Below are 20,702 nucleotides of genomic sequence, written 5' to 3' on the forward strand. Positions count from 1 at the left end.
AATTTTTCAAGGAAAGGTTTGATCCCAAAATTGGGCATTAGGTATATTTAAGAGGGCGATCGGCGTGCTGTATTTAGCAGAAGTACAAAAGCAAAAAAGTAAGACTGGATTTATGGGGGCCGCAAAGGCGGAATTGAAGTTGCTGGCTTATCAACGGCCAGATCAAAGCTGGGCTGCCGTCCAAGGAGAAGAAGCGATCGCGGCAGAAGAAGCCAACAATTTTAATACTGGGGTATTAGTATTAGCAGACTTAAATGCCAATAGACAAGCGCAGCAAATCCGCGAGGCTGGTCGCCCACTGGTGGGAATATTACAAAGTTTTTCCCGCCAGATGGAAAAAGCTAAAGGTCAGGAAGAAGAAATTGAGCAATGGAAGCAATCTTTAACTTATCAAAGTGAGGAATTAAACCGCCGTAATACCGAGCTAGAAGGGCGGCTAGAGGAGTTAGAGCATATAGAGGAAGATTTTCATCGTCTGGAAATGCAAAAACAAGCCTTTGCTACCGCCCAAAACAATGTCGAACAATTGCAAGCGGAAGTTGATCGCAGTCGTGGCGAATTAGAAGGTGCTTGGGAACACTTGCGAGGGGAACAGTTGCGCTTGGTAGATAAGCAGGGTAGCTTGTTAGACGATGAAACTAAGCAGCAATTGCAACAATTGCTCGATCTAATAGTTAGTAGTATTGCCCCCAAAGCAGCTTTAAAAGAACAGCTAAATTTCTCTACAGAGACTGTCAATAACCAGCAAAATATTTTGAGCTACCACTGGCAACAGTTGGAGCAACAACGCGCTAATGCCCAACAGCAGCAAGAAGAAGTCGATAGTCTTAAATCGATGTTGACTAATCGGCAAACCCAGTGGGATACAGAGCAAAAGGCTATGGAGACGGCGTTAGTGGAATTACAGGTGCAAAAATTAGCCCTTAATCACAAGCAAGACGAGGCGCAAATTCTTGGCATCAAATTACGCAAGCAAGAGGAAATTTATCACCAAATCCATTGCTTAGTTGATCCAGAGGCGGTTGATAGCGCTCAAAATTTGGACTTAGAGGCACTTGAAAATATGTCTTTAGACCAGCTACAGCAGGTAATCCAAGATTTGCAACGAGATTTGGAAGGTGCTTCAGGTTTTGTCTACGATCAAGAGGAAGAACTGAGGCTTTTGCAGCAAAATATTGATGACTTGCAAGCAAAGGTGAGCCATGGGCATGAAAGCGATCGCTCTAGGCTGCAAACGGAATTAGCCGATGAACGAGACACTTATGAGTTTTTAGATCAAACTTTAGTTGGTCAGCGCCAAAACTTGCAGGAACGCAAACAAGTTTTAAATCAGCATCAGTCAGTGCTGTGGCGGCGGCAAGGAATTACTCCAGCTAATAGACAAGAGGACTATAAAATTGATTTGAGTCCGATTCTGGTGCAAGTTGACGCAATTAAGCAGCAACAAGCAAAAGAACTGCAAAAGATCGAACAGGAAATTACCCAATTGGGGGCAGATATTCAGCCCTTGCAAGAAAATGTTTCTCGCCAAATCAATACGCAGCAAACTGTTCGCCAGCAGTTGCAAGAGTTGGCGGAAAATTTGTACTCTCAATTGTCATTAACGGCGCAGTGCTGGGGCAAAGTACATCTTTACCAAGAAATGCTCCAACCGGTGCAAGATAATTTGGATGAGTTAAAACATAAGCTAGGGGCAATTGCTGTCAATATCGAACAATTGGAAATTTCCAGCGAGCAAATTCAAGTAGAGCAAATCCGGGAAAAGCTGTCAAATCTGGCAGTTCGTTAGCGAAAAATGTTTTTAGGGTGGGGTTAAGAAAATCCAGCCATTTTCTACTCTAGCGATCGCTCCTCCAAAAAAAGGATCGGTTTGGGTGTGATTGGGGGCGTAAACCAGGGCGATTAATTTCTCAATTTGCTCGAAGTTAGGACTGCGATTTAGGAGTTGAAAAAGCCATTGACGTAAAACTCGGCGTTGTAGGGCTAGAGGTGAAGCTTGCAGCACTTGACAGTTTAGTTTTAGTGGTTCTGTGGGATGACAAGCGGCTTGGGCGTGCAACTGTTGGGCGGTAAATTCTAAATACTCTACTTCAGAATGCAATAATTCAGCAGTTTGAGCTAAAGCCGTTTCTACTTGGGGATTAAAGTTGTATAAGTAGGGCAATAATTCGTGGCGAATCCGGTTGCGGGCATATTTCAAATCTTGATTTGTGCTATCTTCCCAGACAGGCAACTGCATAGCTTGACAAAATTGAGCAGTGGCGGCTCTTTGAACTTGGAGTAAAGGGCGAATTAATTGGAGTCCAGAATCGAGGGAACGCTGCCAAGTAAGCGCCTGTAGGCCATCGGCTCCGCTACCACGAATTAAATTGTAAAGCAGTGTTTCAGCGCGATCGCTGCTTGTATGTCCCGTCACAATGTAGTGGTAATCGTTGGCTGTCGCAATTTCCCTTAAAGCCTCGTAGCGCCATAATCTTGCCGCAGCTTCGCTCTGTAAGGAACGGTCTGTTATCGCTCCGTAATAGGGGATTGACCAAGCACTAGCCAGGGTTTCGACATGGAGGGCATTAGCCTCGCAATCGGTGCGAGTGCGATGATTGCAATGGGCGATCGCCAGCTTCCAGCGCCATTTAGGTTGCAAGTCTAGTAAAAGTTTGATTAAGCATAAAGAATCTTGCCCCCCGGAGACGGCAATTAGTAAGCGCTGATTTTTGGGTAGTAGCTGGCGCAACTTCAATGTGCGGTGCAATTGGGCATGGAGCGGTGTCCAGAGGGGCAAGTCGCTCATGATTTTAAAATTGAACTGGTAATACTAAGCCGACACCAACAGCTAAATCATTATCGGCTCGGACTCGCAGAGTTTCAAAAGGTGACGAGCCTACGCGGTTGGTTAAATAAGCCTCTAGTTGGGGAGGGTTTTCCGAAACCCCAAATAAACCTGATGGTTGCCAACGTAAACCCACAGTCCAAGGAACAGCGTTTTCTAGAGTGTCCCCGGTAAAAGCATTCCCGTCACTTGTCAGGTTAATTCCGGCTTCGGCGATCGCATCTAATTGGCTACTTACCGCTACCGAGCCGCCCAAATTAAACCCAGCAATTTGTAACCCATTGCGTTGCACAAATCCCAAGGTAGGAGTCAACCAAACGGCACTACCGCCGCTAAATTGATAATGTAGGGGCGCTGAAAGAGTAATGATAAATAATTCGCCGTCTCCTTCATTACTAAACGCAAACCCACCCTTATCGAGTCCTCTTTGCTCGAACTCATTACGATTGTTTTCGATGAGGTTGATTAGCACGTTATTCGAGCGAGCCAGGGTAGCGACACCACTTAAAGTAAAAGGATCGCCATCCGCTTGATGGAGAAATCTAATTTTGCCGCTAAAACCAAATTCCGATTCGTCGATAATTCCCGAAACGTAGTCAAGAAAAATCCCAAATTCTAGGTCGTCTAATAGTCCATAGCGCAAAGCAGCCAATATACCTTGACTTCCTCCCGCAAGATTGAGGACAGCTTGCCCATTTGCCACCGTACCGCCATCTAAAAAGGCAAATCCGGCGCTACTGCTAGGGGGTGGCTCTTGGGTTTCTCCAAAACTTTGAGCGTAGCTGCGATTCGCCCCCGTAACTCCCGGTAAAAATGTTACGCCCAAGCCCAAAGAAGTATAAGCGCGATCGCCCACGACAGACATCGCTCCAGTATTGCCCAAAGTATTAGAAACAAATAAATCGGTGGCTAACCGAGGATTGACTAGGTAGCGCAAGCCCGCGTTAAAAGCGACGGTACGAGCTGGAAGCCCGGTTTCGCGATTAATAGAGTTATTACCTGTAAAGGGGACAAAGGCATCGCCCCATAGTAGAAGCCGAGGTAAAACTCGATAAGTAACGCCCCCCGCTACGCCGAAAGTTGTCCCAAAGGAGTCAGGATTACGAACTGGTGGCGTACCAAAATACAGGGCGTGACTGTCGGGTAAAAAAGCAATTTTTGGGGATAAAGTCAACTGCAAACGATCGCCCTGGGAAATTGTGTAAGGTAATTCCAGGGAAGTAACAAGTCCGTTATTTCTACCTTGACTTGCGATCGCTCCTGTCGTGGCATTGGTAAATCTGTAAGGTCGTCCTTGCAAACCTGTAGAAAAAGCAACTACACCGCTCAGTGCTTGCGTTCTTGATTGGTTTTCCCAAATTCTTTGCTTACCTTGGAAAGTAATTTCTTGAAAGAAATTTGGGCTAGTTTCATCGGCATTAATCCTTTTAACATCAAAGCTGCCTTGGCGACCTGGCCCTGAATTATCAACAGTTTGAACATCTACCGTTAATTCTAAGTTATCGGTTACGCCCCAAGTAGCGCCAATTGTTGGCTGACCTGTCAAACCAGTATCGGCAGCATTTCCCGTCGGGAAAGATTGGCGGTAACGTAAATTAACTAAAATCTCTCCTTGACTTAGTTGCTCGGCGGTTGACAAGACAGGGTGACGAGTTGTCACTGGCGATCGCGGTGATTTGTCTTCGGTTGCTTGGGCTAATTTGGGAGGTGCTGTCTCTAGCGCTTCGCTTGTGGTTGCTGGCGATATTCGATTACTAATGAGGGGAGAATTGGCAACTTCTCTTGCCATCTCAATTAAGTTTTGTGGGGATGCTGACTGGGTAACAGTATAAGTTTGGTTTTGTTGCTCCCACATAATTGATGAAAGTTCGGAAGTGGTTAATAAATAACCTCGCAAATTTTCACCTAGAGCAATCGGTGCTGCAACTTCCTGATATTGCTGGAATTTTTTGGCAGTAGTAGCTAATAAGCGATCGCTTACGGCTACACTCCCGACCAAGCAAGAAGTTATTTGTTCAGGGCAGTTAAATATATTTACTGTTAAATCAGATTGATTTGCTGGTGTAACTTGGATATATTGGCGATTGGGTTGACCGACATGAGCAACGAACCAATCAGGCGATGGTAGGCGCAGCGCCCATCCAGTGGGCAGGCTGTGGCTAATCATCTGTTGCCACGAATTACTCATAGGTATGGCAGATACTTTAATAGCATTACTTGCCATACTCAAAGCTGATGCTATTCCTAGCAAAGCAATTGAAGCAGTTTTATGTTTCACTTTTTTTAAAGGTTCATGAATTAACGCTAGGAGTTCGGGCTTTGTAGTAGTAGTAATTGTACGCATTCCCACTATGTTTTTTCACCCCATTGACTACCAGTCCCAAGACATTAGCGCGAGAAAGTTTTAAACCATCCAAGGCTTGTCTAACAACACTCCGGTCAGTTTTTGCCATTCTAACTACCAAGACAATTCCGGCGGTATGAGTTGCCACTATACTGCTATCAGCAAGTCCTAGAATTGGTGGAGTGTCGTAAATAACAAGGTCGAATTCCGTCCGCAATTGGGCCATAATATTCTGCATCTTTTTGGAGGAGAGCAGTTTAATAGGATCGGGGGGAATTTGACCGGAAGTAATCGCAAACAAGTTTTCCCATAAAGGCGATCGCTGAATCGCCTCATATATAGGTAAATTGGTAGAAATAATATTGCTCAATCCCTGTTCGTTGGGTAAACCTAAGCGAGTATGAATTTGTGGCAAACGCATATCAGCATCCACAAGTAGCACTTTTTGTCCCATGGCGGCGGCGGCTTGGGCAAGTTGAATCGATACTGTAGATTTACCATCACCTTTTTGGGCTGAACTCACGACTAAGGAGTTTATTGGCGTATCTGAACCCAGGAAGTTGATATTAGTATGCAAAGAACGAAAAGACTCTACAAAAGGAAAGTAACTTTCATTTTGAGTATTGTTCATACTCGGCAATACCAATTTGTAACCTTCGGCTTTTTTTTCCACCTTAGCTTGAGCTAAAGAGGCTAGTTGCTTAAGACCTTTATTAAAAGGTATTACTCCCAGTAGTGGCAGTTTTGTTAAGTCTTTCAGGTCTTCAGGAGTGTGAAAGACATTATCTAATCTTTCTGCTAGCAACGCTGCCGCGATTCCTGCCATAATTCCGGCGATCGCACCTAGGGCTAAATTGCGTTGAATATTGGGAGAAATCGGTTCGTTTCCGACTTTAGGAGCCGCGATTACTTGCCAAGGTATTTCATTTTGAGCGTTTTCTATCTGTAATGATTCGCGTTTTTCTAAAAATCGGTTTAAGCTTTCCGTTGCTACTTTTAGTTCTCTTTGCAAGTCTGTATATTGACGAGCTAAGGTTGGCAATTGCGCAACAAATCCATTTAATTTATTTTCGGCGCGGCTAATTTCTGCTAACCGAACGTCTAAACCAGAAATTTTCGTTGATAGTTCTACTAATTTATTGCCTAATACCCGTTGTGCTTCTGCTCGTAATACTGGAAGTAAGTTTTCGCGTTTGTTGCGAAGGCTTACCATATTTGGGCTGTCTTCTTGAAACCTGGTAGCATCCGCCCCAATTTGACTTTCTATATCTCGCAGTTGACCTATCAATTTTTGGTATACGGGCGCTTCTTTCAAGGCTTGAGCCGTATCCGAGCGCTCCTGAGAATTGCTAGCCGCGTAAAAGTCAGGATTATCCGCCAGGGCAGCCCCCGATTGAGATTGAAAATTTGCGTATAACGAGCGAGTTTCTGCTAGTTCTTTTTCTGTCTCCAAGCGCTGCAATTCAATATTATCTACTTGCGCGGCTAGTTGTTGAGCTTTAAGTTCTGGGTCGATAAAGTTGTATTGTTGTCTAAATTGTTGCAATTGTCTTTGTAAGCCATTGACTCGCAATTCCAATTCGGGTAGTTGGGAATCTACAAACTCAATTCCCTGTCGTAAATTAGTTTGTCGCTCTTGGAGGCTGTATTTTAAATAATCTTTAGCTAACTGTTGCAGAATAAACTGAATTTTTTTTGTTTCAGTATCTCGGTAGCTAACTTCTAAAATCTTAGTAGTTTCAAATCTTTCAATTGTCAGCGCTCCCAGCATTGCATTATAGTTAATGTCTGGGTATTGCTCTGCTAGTTTCTTAACAATGGGAGCCATTAGTTCAGGGCTGATTAATACCTGAATTTGGGTATTATAATCTAAGCTTTGCTGCACATTAGAAGTTACCCCAGGAAGTTGCGTCAATCCTTCTAGTTGATTTTCCGTAGTCACAGGTTCAACTAAGAGTCTAAATGTACCTTGGTATTTTGGTTGTTGACTAAAAGTCCAAAAACCAATGCCCACCGCAATAGAAACAGCTACACTCCCAATCACTACTATGCGGCGGCGTACTATTGCTACTAGCTGCCGTAAATCCAAGTCCTCGCCATCTTGGTTAGAATTATTAGGTAAAGAATTTGTATAAGTTGGCAGCGATGGCTGTGAGTATTTGCCGTTTTTCTCAAAGTTTGATGGCTGCGTGCGTTGTTGATCTTCCATAAGTTAGCTACTAATTAGCAATCCGGTGCAGGATAAATTTTTTCGAGCGTATTTCAATCTAAATTTCCACAGTCTAACGTTCAATGTCTTCTTTTTTATTAATTTCTGTAATAAAATTAAGGTTGCTGACTACAGATTTTACATCCAGAGCTTCCTTAATGGTTTTTTTTGACTCGATTGTTGCTTGACGTAATAATTTTGAATATTCAAGAGCAATAATTTCTGGGGTAAAATTAGACTCTAAATACTGTCGTCCTGCCTTACCCATGTTTAGGGCTAGTTCTCGATCTTGAGCTAGGCGACGAATAAATTGTGCAAGTCCTGTGCCATCTCCATTGTTAAAGGTTACACCGCATTTTGCCTCTAATAAAAGCGATTTTAAGTAAGAATGTGATTCACAAATTGCTGCTACTGGACGACCTGCCGCTAAGATACCATAAAGTTTGCTTGGCGCAACTAATCCTTCCATTCCCGAACTAATGCTGACTAAGGATAAATCGCAAGCTGTTAGCGAATGGGGTAAAATGTGCTTTTCTTGGTAGGGCAAAAATTGGCAATTAGGCAAATTTAGTTCGCTAACTTGTTTAACGCAAATTTGATGCTTTGCCCCACCGCCAATAAATACAAATTGAATGTCTTCATTTTGGAGTTGTTTGGCTGCCGCCATAATTGTATCCATTTCATGGCAGCGACCCATGTTCCCGGAATACATCACTGTAAATTTATCTACTAAATTATGTTTTTGGGCAAACCAGTTGTCTTCTTTAGCAATTGGGATAATCCAATCTGGGTTAGCCCAGTTATGAATTATCGAAATTTTGTCTTTAACTTCGGGGCATTTGGCTTGAACTTTATCTTTCATGGTAGAACTAAGTACCACAATACTTTGAGCTTGTTGCCAAATTTTTTTGTTGAGCCAATCCCAGCTTTGTACTAGCCAATTAGAGGCGGAAACTACTTTTAGTTCTACCGCCACATCTGGGTACAAGTCATAAATTAGACATATGTAGGGTGTACCGAAACAACGGTTGGCTAGATATCCCAAAACTTGCAGAAAGGGTGGAGCAGTGGTGATTAATAGAATATCTCCTCTGCCGGCGGCTTTAAGTAAATGAAACCCCGATCGCACGCAAAACAAAATTCCGTTGATTGCTTTGCCACGAATACGTGAGTTCAATAGTCTAGCTGTACGACTGCGCCTAATTATTAGTTTGTCTAAACGTTCTTTTAGAGGCGCAGAATTTTTTCTAAAAGCATAGCCTGGTTGCCCTGTAAACACTTTTACATTTATACCTAGCTTTCCTAATTGAACGGCTAATTCTTCAATTAATTGCCCTGTGGCTGCATAGTCTGGAGGATAAAATTGGGTAAAAATAGATAATTTAAAACAACTATGCAGTTCCTTTCTATTGTCAGTTTTTTGCTTTACTACTTTTAGTTTAGTTGGAGCAGGTTTTGACAAATCTTTCTCTAACATTGACAATTTCCTAGCCCTTAATTTTTTAGATTATATTCCCATGGAATGATAAAGATTTCCTACTATCTACCACTTTTTTTTAAGTTTTGCTTAATTTTGCCATAAATCCTGTTTTTATCAAAAAAAATATTAAAAATTGTTTTCTTATAAAAAAATCAGAAAAAAGAAGAATTCTCAAATTCTTCAAACAATTAAAACTCGGCAAACAGTAAAAAGTTAAATGTAAATTTACTTCAAAAAAAATTACACAAAGAATTTAACTTACATTCTATTTTTGGGCAAGTGTGATTATACGGAGGAGGTTATTTTTTTTGATACTAATTACAGGGGAAATACGTAGGGTAAAATAAATTTTTGTGTATAAATAATTATTTAAAGATCGCAAGAAAACTGTCGCCGTCGAGCGAGCGAGGCTTTGCCAGAGCAAGTTTTAAGGTATGAAACTACGGAGAGCAAACTAACCTTAGAAAAAAATTAGCATTGTTTATCTAGGGTGTAAATAATAAAACCAACGTTAAATATTAAATTGCACGTTTTTTTACTTGTTGAGCCGGGTTGCCAGCATAGATAGTCATAGGTTGAAGACTATGCCCAGTTACACTAGCCAAAGCTAAAACGGACCCAGAACCTACAGTTACGCCAGGCCCTACTACTGCACGCGCAGCAATCCAGCTACCTTGTTCGATATGAATGGGAGCCGGGATCAGTTTAAAATTGCGATCGCGATAATCATGGTTTCCCGTACACAGATACACTTCTTGAGATAGACAAACATGGCTTTCAATGATGATGGGGGCAACATTATCTAGCCAAGCATTTTCGCCAATCCACACATAATCACCGACCGTCAACCGCCAAGGAAACTTTATTTTTACGCCAGGTTTAATTGTGACTTGTTGCCCAATTTCTGCGCCAAAGCGACGTAAAAGCCAAACTTTGAAGCCCGTAAAGGGTAGCCAATAGCTGCTAAATAATGGAGAGCCAATAAAGTACCAAAGAATTTGTCTCAGGAGCGTTGCGCCGGGAGTATAAGTACCAACAGTGTAATTGTCTAAACGCATTAAGCTATATTTACGGATTCTGATTAAAATTAACTTTAGTATGGCTTGAAAATTCTCCTACTCAAAGAGTTTGCCAAAATGATTTTGATTATAAGGACAAGAAGGCAATTATTTAATCAAATCTGCTTGCTTTGCAAGCACCATCATTTGAACTATATCGGTAAGCTTATGTTTTGCTTGCCATCCTAGTTTTTCTTTGGCTTTAGCTGGATTGGCTCTACCAACGGCAATATCTGTAGGACGAAATAAACTAGCATCGCTGACAACATACTTACGCCAGTCCAAGCCCACACAATTAAAAGCTACGGCAATAAAATCGGCTAAAGAGTAACTTTCACCTGTAGCAATTACATAATCATCCGGCTGCTCTTGCTGCAACATTAGGTACATAGCTTCGACATAATCGGCAGCCCATCCCCAATCGCGCTGAATAGAAATATTGCCTAAATGTAGTTGCTCCATGCTCCCTTGAGCAATACGGCAAGCGGAGGAGACAATTTTTTGAGTAACAAAGCGTTCGGGACGTAAAGGGGAATCATGGTTGTAGAGGATGCCAGAACAAGCAAATAAGCCGTAAGCTTCACGGTAATTAGCCACTTGCCAAAAAGCGGCGGCTTTAGCTACGGCGTAGGGACTTCTAGGGCGAAAAGGGGTAGTTTCATCGGCGGGTTTGTCGCTACTATCGCCAAAGCACTCACTAGAGCCAGCGTTGTAGAATTTAATGGGTTTACCTAGAAAGCGAATTGCCTCTAGTAAGTTGAGAGTGCCAATAGAGATACTTTCTAATGTTTCTACGGGTTGCTCGAAGGAAAGACCGACAGAAGTTTGCCCAGCCAAATTATAAACTTCATCTGGTTGAATTTTTACCAGTGCCTGCAATACGCTGCGAAAATCATTAAGGGCAACGGATTCTAATTTTAAACTTTCGCGGATACCCAGGCGAGTTAGATTTGGAAAAGAAGATATTTGAGCATCGCGGGATGTACCGCAGACGGTGTAGCCTTTATTTAGAAGTAACTGAGCTAAATACGCTCCATCTTGACCGGATACTCCACAAATTAATGCTTTTTTCAAGGGCGTTAGTTTCCTCCTTAGTGGCGAGCAAAATAATTATCAATTTTATAGTACGCTTTATTTCGCCTTGGAGCGAAATCTTGAGCCGGAATAGGTTACTGATGCAAACTAGCTCCCGTATGCCTTGTAAATATCCACAGCAACGCTCGACCAACGTCACGCAGCAATGGCAACCACGATTCTACAGGCTTATTGGTGGGGATGGAAACGGGAGTAAAGGCAATTCCTTGACTGCCTAAAACAAATGTGGCGATCGCTTTGGCTCGGCGCATATGATAGTCATCAGTAATTAGGTAAATGTGGTGAAATTTGCGGGTTTTAAAATCAGCGACCAAAGAGGTAAAATTAGTCACTGTATCTACGGCTCGGCGATCTAAGTGTAATTGGTGCGGAGGAATAGTTTTAATAACTTCTTGCCTTGGGGTTAAGTTTGAACCCGATGAAATCCATAAGTCTAAGTTTGGATACATTTTCGCAAAATTAGCCGCAGATATTTCGCGATATATATCACCGCCTAACGTCAGGATAGCTTGAGGAAAAGGGGCAATCTTTAGAGCGATCGCACTACGAATAGGAATAACGCTAACCAAGACTAAAATTAGCCCTGATATTGCTAAACAGCTAAAGCGATGTTTTTGATGTTGTAGCTTATGTCCCATCAGTTTTTTGCTATTTTAAATAGCAATCTTTTTAGTTTTTTCCTGCCGCAATTTTTCCATTTCTATCAAGCGAATTGAAAGTAATGTTTCTGCTAACATTCGTTCAAAAGCATAATACCAACCCGCCCAACCGTCTAAGATCCCTTTTTTTAAAATTAAGCAGTAAAACAATATTGCGAAAGGGGCGATAATTTTTTGTTTGCGGAGGCGATCGCTAAAACTAAGCTGGTTAGTAGGAGTTTTGAGAATCTTTTTTGACTCAATTATCATGTATTTATTTTGAGCATTTAACCATCGATCCAAGGATTTGCGATCGTCATGATAAATGTAAGAGTTCAGTAATGCGTAACTTCCAGCTACCAGAACGCGATGGGCATGACCATCTTCTTTGTAAACAGCTTGTTTTCGACGGTATAAAACTTGACGAGGTGGATATAAAGTTCCCCGTAGAGACTTGCCAAAAACACAATACTTAAATTTAACGATATAACTATTTACTTCCGATTCTTTTGGTAAATTTCTAATCTCATCAATTAATTCATCGCTCAAAACATAATCTGCATCTAAGGAGAGTACCCATTCTGAGGTAATTTGCTCTAATCCATAGTTACATTGAGATGCAAAGGATTCAAATTTATTTTGATATAGTTTGATTTGGGGATAAGCTTGCAAAATTTCTAAAGTTTCGTCTGTACTATAACTATCAATAACTACAATCGTTTTTGCCCAAGTTAAACGTTCAAGGGTACGAGCAATATTAGGTGCTTCATTAAAAGTAAGAATAAGTGGGGTTACTTGCTCAAACATTATTCTATATTTTTTGACATTGATACTGGAGAGCTAGAACATAACATTGATTTCCAAAGATAGGGAAATCTTCCCGCAAATTGAAAGTTGATATCGCTTAAGCTTTCTGCTTCTAATAAATTACTTAAGGTTTTTACAGAAAAAAACTTGATATGACCACCATCCACAAGGGTAGTAAAATGCTTATCCATTTTTCCAGAGATAGCCAGAACAATATTTTTTAAATAGCCATGGTAGGGAGTTGTTAAAATTAAGCGTCCGTTCGGCTTTAGACATTTTTTTGCTGCCCTAACTAACTCGCTAGGATAAAATAAGTGTTCGATTACTTCTGAGGCAATGACAACATCAAAGGCATTTGCTAATTGTTGGTAAGGCAGATTATAAATGCTGGATTGGATAAAGTGGCAATTAGGAAAACTACTACTAGCAAACTTAAAACCCGATTCAGATTCTTCAACGCCCACAACTTCGTAACCTTGCTGGGCAATTGAGTTGCTAAGACTACCATTTCCACAACCTAAATCTAAAATGCGTAGTTTTTGGTTAGCTATGGTGTTTTCCCTCAACATCGCTAATAAAGGAGATAGGAGATAGGCGTGATGATGCCCAGCATTGCTATTACCGTAGTGATATTCTGGCTTGTTAGAGATAGTTTTCATGATGACTGTTTGAGAATATTACTGTATATCTGGCTCAGTTTTAAACCAATCTGGGGCCAACGGTAGTTGTCCAAAATTAATTGACGAGCGCGATCGCCCATTTGTTTAGTTTGCTGTTGATCGTTTAGAGCATAGCTAATCGTAGCAGAGACTTTTTCTACATCTAGTTCTACTACATAACCAACTTGCTCTTGTTTGACGGTAGAAGCTAAGGCAACTCCAGGAGTAACAATTATAGGTAATCCTACCGCCATTGCTTCTAATACAGCAATACCAAAGTTTTCCGAGTAGGAAGTTAAGGCAAATAGATCCGCTCCCTGGAGTAATATATCTTTGCTTTCGCCGGTCACAAAGCCAGTAATATAAGTGCGATCGCGCATACCTGTATTAACTAATAATTTAATGATTTCTGCTTCATACTCCGGCGTACCACTCCCGGCGAGGACAAAAGTAAAACGTTGATTTGTTAACTTTGCTAAAGCTGGGATTAGGTAATCTAAACCTTTTTTGGGATGCTGGCGCGACAAAAATAAAATTACTGGTTCATCTAAGGGGACTTTCAATAACTGTCGCAGTTGTTGACGAGCATCGGGGATGGTTTCAGGGATAGAAAGACCGTGAGGTAAAATAAAACTTGGTGCTTTTAAACCTAAAAAGGCTGCTTCTTGCTGTTCTTGTAGAGAGGTAAAGTGAATAGCTTGGCTGTGGTTAAGGTTAGCGCGTTCTATTAAACTGAGATAAATTTGTTTTTTCTGAGCGCCTTGTTGTAAAGACCATTCACACAGTTGTCCTAAAGGTCTAACAATGTAGGGTATGCGTTTAAAGCGGGCGATCGCCATTGCGGCGGTAGACGCATAAGAAAAAATTGCATGGACGTGCAAAATATCGTACTTGGCAATATTTTGCCACAGCCAGTTAGTTAGTTCAAGAGAAAAGGCAAATTCTCGTACCGAGTCAATTTGTGGAGAAAAACGGGGGAAAAACCATACAGGTACTTCCTCGTAGTCTATTTTTCGATTCAAAGGCACATTTAATAAAGCCGAGCCACTATCGTTAGTTGTAGCAATTTCCGCCTCTAGATCGCATTCTCTTAAGGCTTTAACCATTTCTAAAACTGCTTGACTGGGTCCGCCGCGAATTTGAGCAACCGAGGGAATTATATGCAGAATTTTCACAACAGCGCTCTACTATTAGCTTTCTCTAAATTTGATGGTTTTGTTATCAACAGATAGAAAATGTAAGACATTATTACCCGCGCAATCATCATATATAAGCGACCTAAACAACTTAACCATTGATCCAGGAAAATAAGTTTAATTGAGTCTAAGCCAAAAATTTTGGTTGAGGTTTATCTTTACAAGAAATGAAATGAGTTTGTAACAATTCATCTACTGTTTGTTGAAACCGCTCAAATCCAAACTTTTCCATGACTTTTTGTCGTAAAACTTGAGGCTGATAAAGGATAGGGTGAGGATAATTATTCTGCAAAATTTGAATCAATGTTTGCGCGATCGCCTCTATATTATCAGGATCGACCATAACTCCCAATTCGCCATGAGCTAAAGCATCCATCGCGCCATCTTGATTTCCACCGACAACGGGCTTACCACAAGCTAAAGCTTCTAGATAAACTATCCCAAATCCTTCTTTTTTGCTAGGCATAGCAAACACATCACAAAGGTTGTAATGATCGCCCAGTTCTTCGTCAGGGATAAACCCAGTTAAGGTTACACACTCTTGTAGAGCCAATTGTTTAATTAATTGTTCAATTCTAGGGCGATCGGCTCCTTTACCAACGAGGATATAGTGAATATTAGGGATAGAACGCCGAATTTGCGGTAATGCTTGTAGAATTTGGTCATAACCTTTGTAGCGTTCATTATTATCTAATCTAGCTACCGTGAGAATTATGGGTTGTTCTGCTTTTAAGCCGTAACGATTAAGCAAACGTTGAGGTTTAGGGGCAATTTGAAATCGTGAAGCATCAAAAGTAACTGGTAAGATGACAATTTCTTCAGGTTTTAAATTTTGCTCTTTAATTAGGCGATCGCGAGTATACCCACTAATTGAGATAATTTTCTCAGCTTGATGTAAAGCTTTTTTCTGCCAATAATTCGTTACCATCCAGGCATCTACACCATAAACAATTATCCAATAAGGAGTTTTTGTTATTTGATAAAGCAAAAATGCAATAAAGGCAAAATTAAGATGACCGCAGATAATTAATTGTGGTTTCTTAACCCATGCTTGGGAAATCAATTGCCAAGTAAAATTGTAAGTGCGGAGCTTTTCGGGCGCGTTTCCACTAAAAATAAAATTAATATTGGTTGAGTAAATTTCTTGGTCTGGTAAACTTTTATCTAATTTGTCAAAAACTGTTATTTTTAAACTTTTATAATTATCTTTTATAGCTTTTATTACATCTTGTAAATATACTTGAATGCCTCCTTTAAATTCAAAAATATTAGGTACCCATAAATATAAGATAGGTTTTTGCATATAAAACTATTAATAGGGTGATTCATTTAAGTATGTATAATCATTATATTGTTGTAGGAATCCTTGTTCTTCCTGCCTATTTTCTATTTTCTCCAGCTTTGGTAATAACCAGATAAAACTAGAGAAAAACCAAAAGTAAATAGAGAAAGTATGGTGAAAAACTAAAGGGTTTGATATATGTATTATTTGAATTAGGCAAGCAGTAAGAGCTAGTTGGCGCAAAAAAGGTCTTCTTAATTTCAAAAATCCATTCCAAAGGGCAATAGCAAGGACAATCCTAAGTCCATACCAAAGAAAAAAGCCTATAGGACCAAGTTCCAAAGCAATCTTACCAGGTTCTGGCTCAAAGCTTACAGGAATTGGCTCCCCCGCAGGTAACTTCAAAACTTTGCGAAGTGCTGGAGTTGCTTGGTGTGTTGCTCCAGTACCGAATCCATCAAGTTCTTTGTACTGAATAAAGTTAAATGGTTGAGTTAAACTTCCTGAAATACGTGCAGATACATCATCAGTAGAAGTAACGCGAAACCAAAAAGAATCAATAGCCGGACGAAACCAAATAAAAGCTGCAATAGCAACAACAAGACTTGGGAATAAAAACTTTTTTGCCAAACGCAAAGTATTAGTTGGCTGCGTAACTAACTTAGCACTGAAATACAAAAATAGGAATAAAACTGCGGCAAAAATTACGACACGATAGCCAGTCATAAAAGAATTAACACACACTAGAAACAGTTCAGATACAAAAATCCATAACCACAAACGAGATTGCTTTAGAGAAAGAAAAGTTATTAATAAACCAAAGCACACTATCAAATATACGGAATATCCACTAAGAAAAGAAAATGTGCCTGTAATTCTAGCTGCACCTGTATTACCAAAAGTAGCTCTAGAGATTGCTTCATCATTGGCATAAGCATTAAGAATGCTGGAAGCTGGACTAAAAAATTGTAAAAATCCTAAAATACCCACAGGAATCATGAAAAAAGTATGCAGCCGCAAAAAATTGTATAGTTTTTTTTCTGATGAAAACATGGATGGAATCATCCACATCAAAGGGATATAAAATATATAACCTCTCAGCCCAAAAATTCCCACTAGGGGCGATCCTAAACTAGGGTTAAATGCTTGAAACACACACCAAGCAACTGTTATAAAGGTTAAACTATTAATACCCCAATTTTTAATTGGGTATTTCTTATCTGAGTTTGATAAAATATAGTAATTAATATAAATTCCTACAAGTATGAAATCCTTTAAAAAGTAAATTAGTTCACTAAATTGGGGAAAAATCCATTTTCTTATTGCACCTTCAATAATTACAATGATAAATAATAGATAAATAGAACGCCGCCAATTTTGGAAGCATAAAAAACCTAAAGCTAAAATAGCTAATAAACCGATTAGTAAAGTCACGCAATAGCCCTTTTACTTATGCAAATTAGTAAAGATTCCTCGATGTTTATTTTTTCTACTTTATTGTCTCCTCTGGAGTTGTAATCTCAAGGTGAGTAGCAAAAATTTTGCTTTGCATTAATAAACTATGAGGTTGATACCAGTCATAGGCATTATCTGCGATCGCTTGTCCTCTGTCCATACATAATTGCTCTAATTGTTCTTCTGCCACCCAGTAATGTTTCCCAGCTTCTAAATTATCCGTTGACACAGAATTAGAGGAAGTGAGGATAGGGATTAGCTTATGAGTGCAGCAAGCTGCAAATATTGTTGATTTAGCTAAGTATGCTGAAGAAGGTGAACCTAACAAACTGGCCACGGATTCCAGCATAATTCTACTGACTTCTGCTGCTTTTATGACTCCCATCTCTACTATAGGAATGTTGTTAATTTGGGATGGAGCTAAACCTGTAGGAACGCCGATATCATAAATTTTTTCTATTTGCAAAGTTTGACATAATTGTTCTACAAGGGCAAGATGTCGCTGATAAACTATCAATTTACTATCTTTACGTCCGAATACTACTAGCTGACGATGGCGCTGTGCTAACGGTAGTAGGCTTTCCGGTTCACCTATATTAGAAAAAACGGGAAGATTGATAATTTGAGTTTGTTTTTTATGACTGAACTCAAATAATTTTTTGGCATAGCCTTCTCTGCTAGTAAAGCAGAAATTGCTTAGAGTGGTTAAATCTGACGTTAGTTTTTTTTGTAATGGTGATAGCCAAAAAGAACTCGTCCAAGGAGGCCCAAAACCATAAATTTCATGAAACATCGTCACTAAACGTGAGTTAAATGACTGGCTTTTCCATTTTTTGATAGCTCTAACTAACCAGATTGGACAACCTCGATTTTCATAACCATAACCTACATAGTGTAAAAACACTGTAATTGGAATTTCTAAGTTTGATGGTAGTAGTGGGAATAAAGCATTAGTAGAGCGTGTTGATACTTTACTAATACTAAATCCTGCGATTTCTTTTGCTCCTGACCAACTTGGATCACCGACGATAAAATGTGTCTCAATCCCAAAATCTTTACGCAACTGACAAGCGAGATTTAGGGCATAATCACCTACTCCGCAAACTGCTGGAGGAAGACGTGGCACAACTTGAACAATCAACATTACATTTACTTACTTCTCTTAATTTAATAGCACTATACCTAGCTTTGTACTGGAATTTGAAATAAAACAACGATAGCTGTATGTACTCTTTTTTTAATTTTCACAGGCAAAGATGTAGTAAGTTTCTCACATTTATTAACCCATAAACGAGGTAAAAACTTTAATAAAAATCTAAGTTTTAAATGACCGTTACTTAATGGGTTAGTAAAAATTCTAGTTTCTAAAATTTTTAAGCCTACTTGTTTAGCAATCGATTCCACTTCATCTATATGTAGTAAAAATATATGACCGTCGCTATCTGGTTTAAACTGTACTGCTTCAAATTTGCTAGGATCGGGGCAATCTGAAAACCTAGGTAAACGATTCTGAAAATATTCCCCATTAGGCGTACTCATCACAATATATCCGCCAGGTTTGAGCATTTGAGAGACTTTGCTTAAAAACTCATCTGGATGGGCGACGTGTTCAATTACTTCAGCAATTAAAATTACGTCAAATTTTAAATCATCACCTAAACTAAAAATGTCGCCCGCTACATAATGAATAGTACCCTTTTCCCACTTAAGCTTGACATAATCAACTAATTCTGCACGTAGATCGTTCCAAGTAACTTCATAACCTAATTCAGCTAATGTCAAACTAAAATTGCCTTGACCTGCGGCCGCATCTAAAACTTTTGCTCCTGGCTTCGCTACTTGTTGAATTAAGTCTAAAATATGTTGGCGACGATTTGCATAAGCGTAAGCATAACCGCAAGAATTTTTGTCCCCATAAATTTCCATTAAGTCGTAGGGATAGCTATATTGCCATGTTTCAGGCCAACTAGGTTGTGGATTTACTTTTTTCATGGTTTTATTTAGTTGCTTTAAAAAATAAAAATATAATCGATTGTTCAAAAAAATAATCGCAAGTAACTAGCACTATAATTCAAATCTGAACTACGGATACCAATAGACTTAGCGGGAATTCCAGCCACAATTGTAAATGGTTCTACATTCTTGGTTACAACCGCTCCGGCGGCGACTACACTACCTTTACTAATAGTCACACCAGGTAAAATCATCGCTCTTGTGCCAATAAAAACATAGTCTTCAATAACTACTGGACGTACTCTACCTGAAAAGTCTGGACTTTGTAAGTCATGATCCCCTGTTAAAATACATACTTCTGCTGAAATTGAAACATTGTCGCCAATTGCGATCCCGCCACGATTATCTAATCGACATTTTTGATTAATTGTACTGTTTTTACCTATACTAAAGTTTTTTTTACAATCAAACCAAGCATCCATAAAAATATGGCTGCCTGTACCGATTTCAAAACTAAGACACAGTCGGTAAAAACCTAAGCGGATAAAATGAAATGGGACTTGAGAAATTAAGCGGTTAGTTATATATAAAAAACCATCACCATATATTTTAATCAGGTAGTTTAATAAATTACAAAATCTTTTTCTCATAATTTATTTTTAAATTTATGAACTAAATAAGGATATCCAATTAATATAGGATGTTTAAAGATTGATAATCTATGTATAAAAAAATTACTTTGCGGTGATACTTTCCAGTTTGTATTATCTGAACCAAACAATTTTTGCCATTCTCTTTCCGCTTCTTGCTTACCAATATGAGCAATAGTCGAGCTTTTACTATCTGCGTGACATCTAAAATAACCTAAATATTCATTTAGTTTAATAAACTTGCCAACTTTGTAAAGGCGACAAAAAAATTCTAAATCAACAGCAAATTTAAGATCCTTATCTAATAATCCCACTTGCTCCATTGCAGAGCGCCGCCAAAAGGCTGTTTCTGAACAAACATTGAAACCTGCTTTTGTTGGATCGAAAGCTGGCAAAAATCCCCATCCCGTAACATTATCGTCGCGGTCGATTAAAATGCGATCGCCATGAACTAAAATACAATCTGAGTTACGGCTAAATCCATTAATAACTTTACTAAACGAGTTTTTTGTATAAACATCATCGCTATTTATCCATCCAATTATTTCTCCTGTGCTTTTATTAATTCCTTTATTAATCGCATCAGATTGACCGCCATCTTTTTCACTAACCCAGTAAGATAAGTAGGGTTGATATTTTTTGATAATTTCTACACTATTATCTGTGCTACCTCCATCAATTACAATGTAGTCAAGATTAGAATAACCTTGCAATAAAACCGAGCGAATAGTAGCTTCAATAAATTCACCTTGGTTGTAGCTAGGAGTTATGATACTAATTGGAGGCATTTTACTAACTAAGGGTGGGCGGCTTTGTTCTGTCCATGGCCAGCCAGATTTCCTCGGTGGTGGGGCAGGTAAATCGTCAAGGGTTAAAGCAGGATTAATAGTTGACATTGTTAAATTAAGGGCTATTTTTATAAATAAAACAAAATTAAATCATCGTTGTAAATTTAGCTGCTTTACTTGTTACAACTACCTCTAGCAATAGCAATAAATTGTTCAGCAAAAGTGCGGACATCGTTAATATTATTTTTTCTAGCTGTAGTT

Annotated in this window: 17 protein-coding genes; 1 reads left to right on the top strand and 16 read right to left on the bottom strand. The window is 39.5% G+C overall.

All coding sequences use genetic code 11. The features are described from left to right. Nucleotides 1-64: 64 nt before the first annotated feature. Nucleotides 65-1,789, top strand: coding sequence for a pilus motility taxis protein HmpF (gene hmpF / locus SYN7509_RS0206375; protein WP_009634512.1), 1,725 nt, complete (start codon nucleotides 65-67; stop codon nucleotides 1,787-1,789). Nucleotides 1,790-1,801: 12 nt separating this feature from the next. On the opposite strand, the gene tilS is transcribed toward hmpF, so the two are convergent. The 16 genes from tilS to SYN7509_RS25300 all read right to left on the bottom strand — a co-directional run bounded on the left by tilS (nucleotide 1,802) and on the right by SYN7509_RS25300 (nucleotide 20,549). Further along, entirely contained in the window at nucleotides 1,802-2,788 is a 987-nt protein-coding gene (tilS, locus tag SYN7509_RS0206380; RefSeq protein WP_009634511.1) for a tRNA lysidine(34) synthetase TilS, read from the bottom strand. A gap of 4 nt (nucleotides 2,789-2,792) precedes the next feature. Next, entirely contained in the window at nucleotides 2,793-5,171 is a 2,379-nt protein-coding gene (locus SYN7509_RS25295) for a hypothetical protein (RefSeq protein WP_009634510.1), read from the bottom strand. Then, a complete protein-coding gene (locus SYN7509_RS0206390) occupies nucleotides 5,119-7,380 on the bottom strand; it encodes a GumC family protein (RefSeq protein ID WP_009634509.1) in 2,262 nt (753 codons plus the stop codon). The genes SYN7509_RS25295 and SYN7509_RS0206390 overlap by 53 nt, the downstream gene beginning before the upstream one ends. Before the next feature lie 73 nt (nucleotides 7,381-7,453). Then, nucleotides 7,454-8,857 carry a glycosyltransferase family 4 protein gene (locus SYN7509_RS0206395; protein ID WP_009634508.1) on the bottom strand — a complete coding sequence of 468 codons (1,404 nt, stop codon included), beginning with the start codon at nucleotides 8,855-8,857 and terminating at the stop codon, nucleotides 7,454-7,456. A 521-nt stretch (nucleotides 8,858-9,378) separates the two neighbouring features. Next, complete coding sequence (locus tag SYN7509_RS0206400; RefSeq protein ID WP_009634507.1) at nucleotides 9,379-9,918, bottom strand: WcaF family extracellular polysaccharide biosynthesis acetyltransferase; 540 nt, start codon at nucleotides 9,916-9,918, stop codon at nucleotides 9,379-9,381. A 108-nt stretch (nucleotides 9,919-10,026) separates the two neighbouring features. Beyond that, nucleotides 10,027-10,992, bottom strand: a complete 966-nt coding sequence (locus SYN7509_RS0206405) for a GDP-mannose 4,6-dehydratase (RefSeq protein ID WP_009634506.1) — start codon at nucleotides 10,990-10,992, stop codon at nucleotides 10,027-10,029. A gap of 95 nt (nucleotides 10,993-11,087) precedes the next feature. Continuing rightward, nucleotides 11,088-11,651 (bottom strand): YdcF family protein, encoded by a 564-nt coding sequence (locus SYN7509_RS0206410; RefSeq protein ID WP_009634505.1) that lies wholly within the window; start codon nucleotides 11,649-11,651, stop codon nucleotides 11,088-11,090. Between the two features lie 15 nt (nucleotides 11,652-11,666). Further along, nucleotides 11,667-12,458 carry a glycosyltransferase family 2 protein gene (locus SYN7509_RS0206415; RefSeq protein WP_009634504.1) on the bottom strand — a complete coding sequence of 264 codons (792 nt, stop codon included), beginning with the start codon at nucleotides 12,456-12,458 and terminating at the stop codon, nucleotides 11,667-11,669. Beyond that, nucleotides 12,458-13,117, bottom strand: coding sequence for a class I SAM-dependent methyltransferase (locus SYN7509_RS0206420; protein WP_009634503.1), 660 nt, complete (start codon nucleotides 13,115-13,117; stop codon nucleotides 12,458-12,460). Before SYN7509_RS0206420 ends, SYN7509_RS0206415 begins: the two co-directional genes overlap by 1 nt. Further along, nucleotides 13,114-14,292 carry a glycosyltransferase gene (locus SYN7509_RS0206425; protein WP_009634502.1) on the bottom strand — a complete coding sequence of 393 codons (1,179 nt, stop codon included), beginning with the start codon at nucleotides 14,290-14,292 and terminating at the stop codon, nucleotides 13,114-13,116. Before SYN7509_RS0206425 ends, SYN7509_RS0206420 begins: the two co-directional genes overlap by 4 nt. Nucleotides 14,293-14,440: 148 nt before the next feature. Further along, complete coding sequence (locus SYN7509_RS0206430) at nucleotides 14,441-15,616, bottom strand: glycosyltransferase (RefSeq protein WP_009634501.1); 1,176 nt, start codon at nucleotides 15,614-15,616, stop codon at nucleotides 14,441-14,443. Between the two features lie 9 nt (nucleotides 15,617-15,625). Then, nucleotides 15,626-17,029, bottom strand: a complete 1,404-nt coding sequence (locus tag SYN7509_RS0206435; RefSeq protein WP_009634500.1) for a hypothetical protein — start codon at nucleotides 17,027-17,029, stop codon at nucleotides 15,626-15,628. Between the two features lie 55 nt (nucleotides 17,030-17,084). After that, nucleotides 17,085-18,194 carry a hypothetical protein gene (locus SYN7509_RS0206440; RefSeq protein WP_009634499.1) on the bottom strand — a complete coding sequence of 370 codons (1,110 nt, stop codon included), beginning with the start codon at nucleotides 18,192-18,194 and terminating at the stop codon, nucleotides 17,085-17,087. A gap of 38 nt (nucleotides 18,195-18,232) precedes the next feature. Next, nucleotides 18,233-19,042 (bottom strand): class I SAM-dependent methyltransferase, encoded by an 810-nt coding sequence (locus SYN7509_RS0206445; protein WP_009634498.1) that lies wholly within the window; start codon nucleotides 19,040-19,042, stop codon nucleotides 18,233-18,235. Between the two features lie 44 nt (nucleotides 19,043-19,086). After that, the gene (locus SYN7509_RS31685) at nucleotides 19,087-19,653 is read right to left on the bottom strand and encodes an acyltransferase (RefSeq protein ID WP_009634497.1); all 567 of its coding nucleotides are present in this window, start codon (nucleotides 19,651-19,653) and stop codon (nucleotides 19,087-19,089) included. Then, nucleotides 19,650-20,549: a glycosyltransferase family 2 protein gene (locus SYN7509_RS25300; protein WP_009634496.1), complete on the bottom strand. Its 900-nt coding sequence runs from the start codon at nucleotides 20,547-20,549 to the stop codon at nucleotides 19,650-19,652. Before SYN7509_RS25300 ends, SYN7509_RS31685 begins: the two co-directional genes overlap by 4 nt. Nucleotides 20,550-20,702 lie beyond the last annotated feature (153 nt).

The organism is Synechocystis sp. PCC 7509, from assembly GCF_000332075.2.
Taxonomy (GTDB): Bacteria; Cyanobacteriota; Cyanobacteriia; order Cyanobacteriales; family Chroococcidiopsidaceae; genus Aliterella.

Excerpts from the sequence above, each read along its gene's own strand:
- tilS (WP_009634511.1), bottom strand. The coding sequence starts at position 2,788 with ATGAGCGACTTGCCCCTCTGGACACCGCTCCATGCCCAATTGCACCGC.
- SYN7509_RS25295 (WP_009634510.1), bottom strand. The coding sequence starts at position 5,171 with ATGCGTACAATTACTACTACTACAAAGCCCGAACTCCTAGCGTTAATT.
- SYN7509_RS0206390 (WP_009634509.1), bottom strand. The coding sequence starts at position 7,380 with ATGGAAGATCAACAACGCACGCAGCCATCAAACTTTGAGAAAAACGGC.
- SYN7509_RS0206395 (WP_009634508.1), bottom strand. The coding sequence starts at position 8,857 with ATGTTAGAGAAAGATTTGTCAAAACCTGCTCCAACTAAACTAAAAGTA.
- SYN7509_RS0206400 (WP_009634507.1), bottom strand. The coding sequence starts at position 9,918 with ATGCGTTTAGACAATTACACTGTTGGTACTTATACTCCCGGCGCAACG.
- SYN7509_RS0206410 (WP_009634505.1), bottom strand. The coding sequence starts at position 11,651 with ATGGGACATAAGCTACAACATCAAAAACATCGCTTTAGCTGTTTAGCA.
- SYN7509_RS0206415 (WP_009634504.1), bottom strand. The coding sequence starts at position 12,458 with ATGTTTGAGCAAGTAACCCCACTTATTCTTACTTTTAATGAAGCACCT.
- SYN7509_RS0206420 (WP_009634503.1), bottom strand. The coding sequence starts at position 13,117 with ATGAAAACTATCTCTAACAAGCCAGAATATCACTACGGTAATAGCAAT.
- SYN7509_RS0206430 (WP_009634501.1), bottom strand. The coding sequence starts at position 15,616 with ATGCAAAAACCTATCTTATATTTATGGGTACCTAATATTTTTGAATTT.
- SYN7509_RS0206440 (WP_009634499.1), bottom strand. The coding sequence starts at position 18,194 with ATGTTGATTGTTCAAGTTGTGCCACGTCTTCCTCCAGCAGTTTGCGGA.
- SYN7509_RS0206445 (WP_009634498.1), bottom strand. The coding sequence starts at position 19,042 with ATGAAAAAAGTAAATCCACAACCTAGTTGGCCTGAAACATGGCAATAT.
- SYN7509_RS31685 (WP_009634497.1), bottom strand. The coding sequence starts at position 19,653 with ATGAGAAAAAGATTTTGTAATTTATTAAACTACCTGATTAAAATATAT.
- SYN7509_RS25300 (WP_009634496.1), bottom strand. The coding sequence starts at position 20,549 with ATGTCAACTATTAATCCTGCTTTAACCCTTGACGATTTACCTGCCCCA.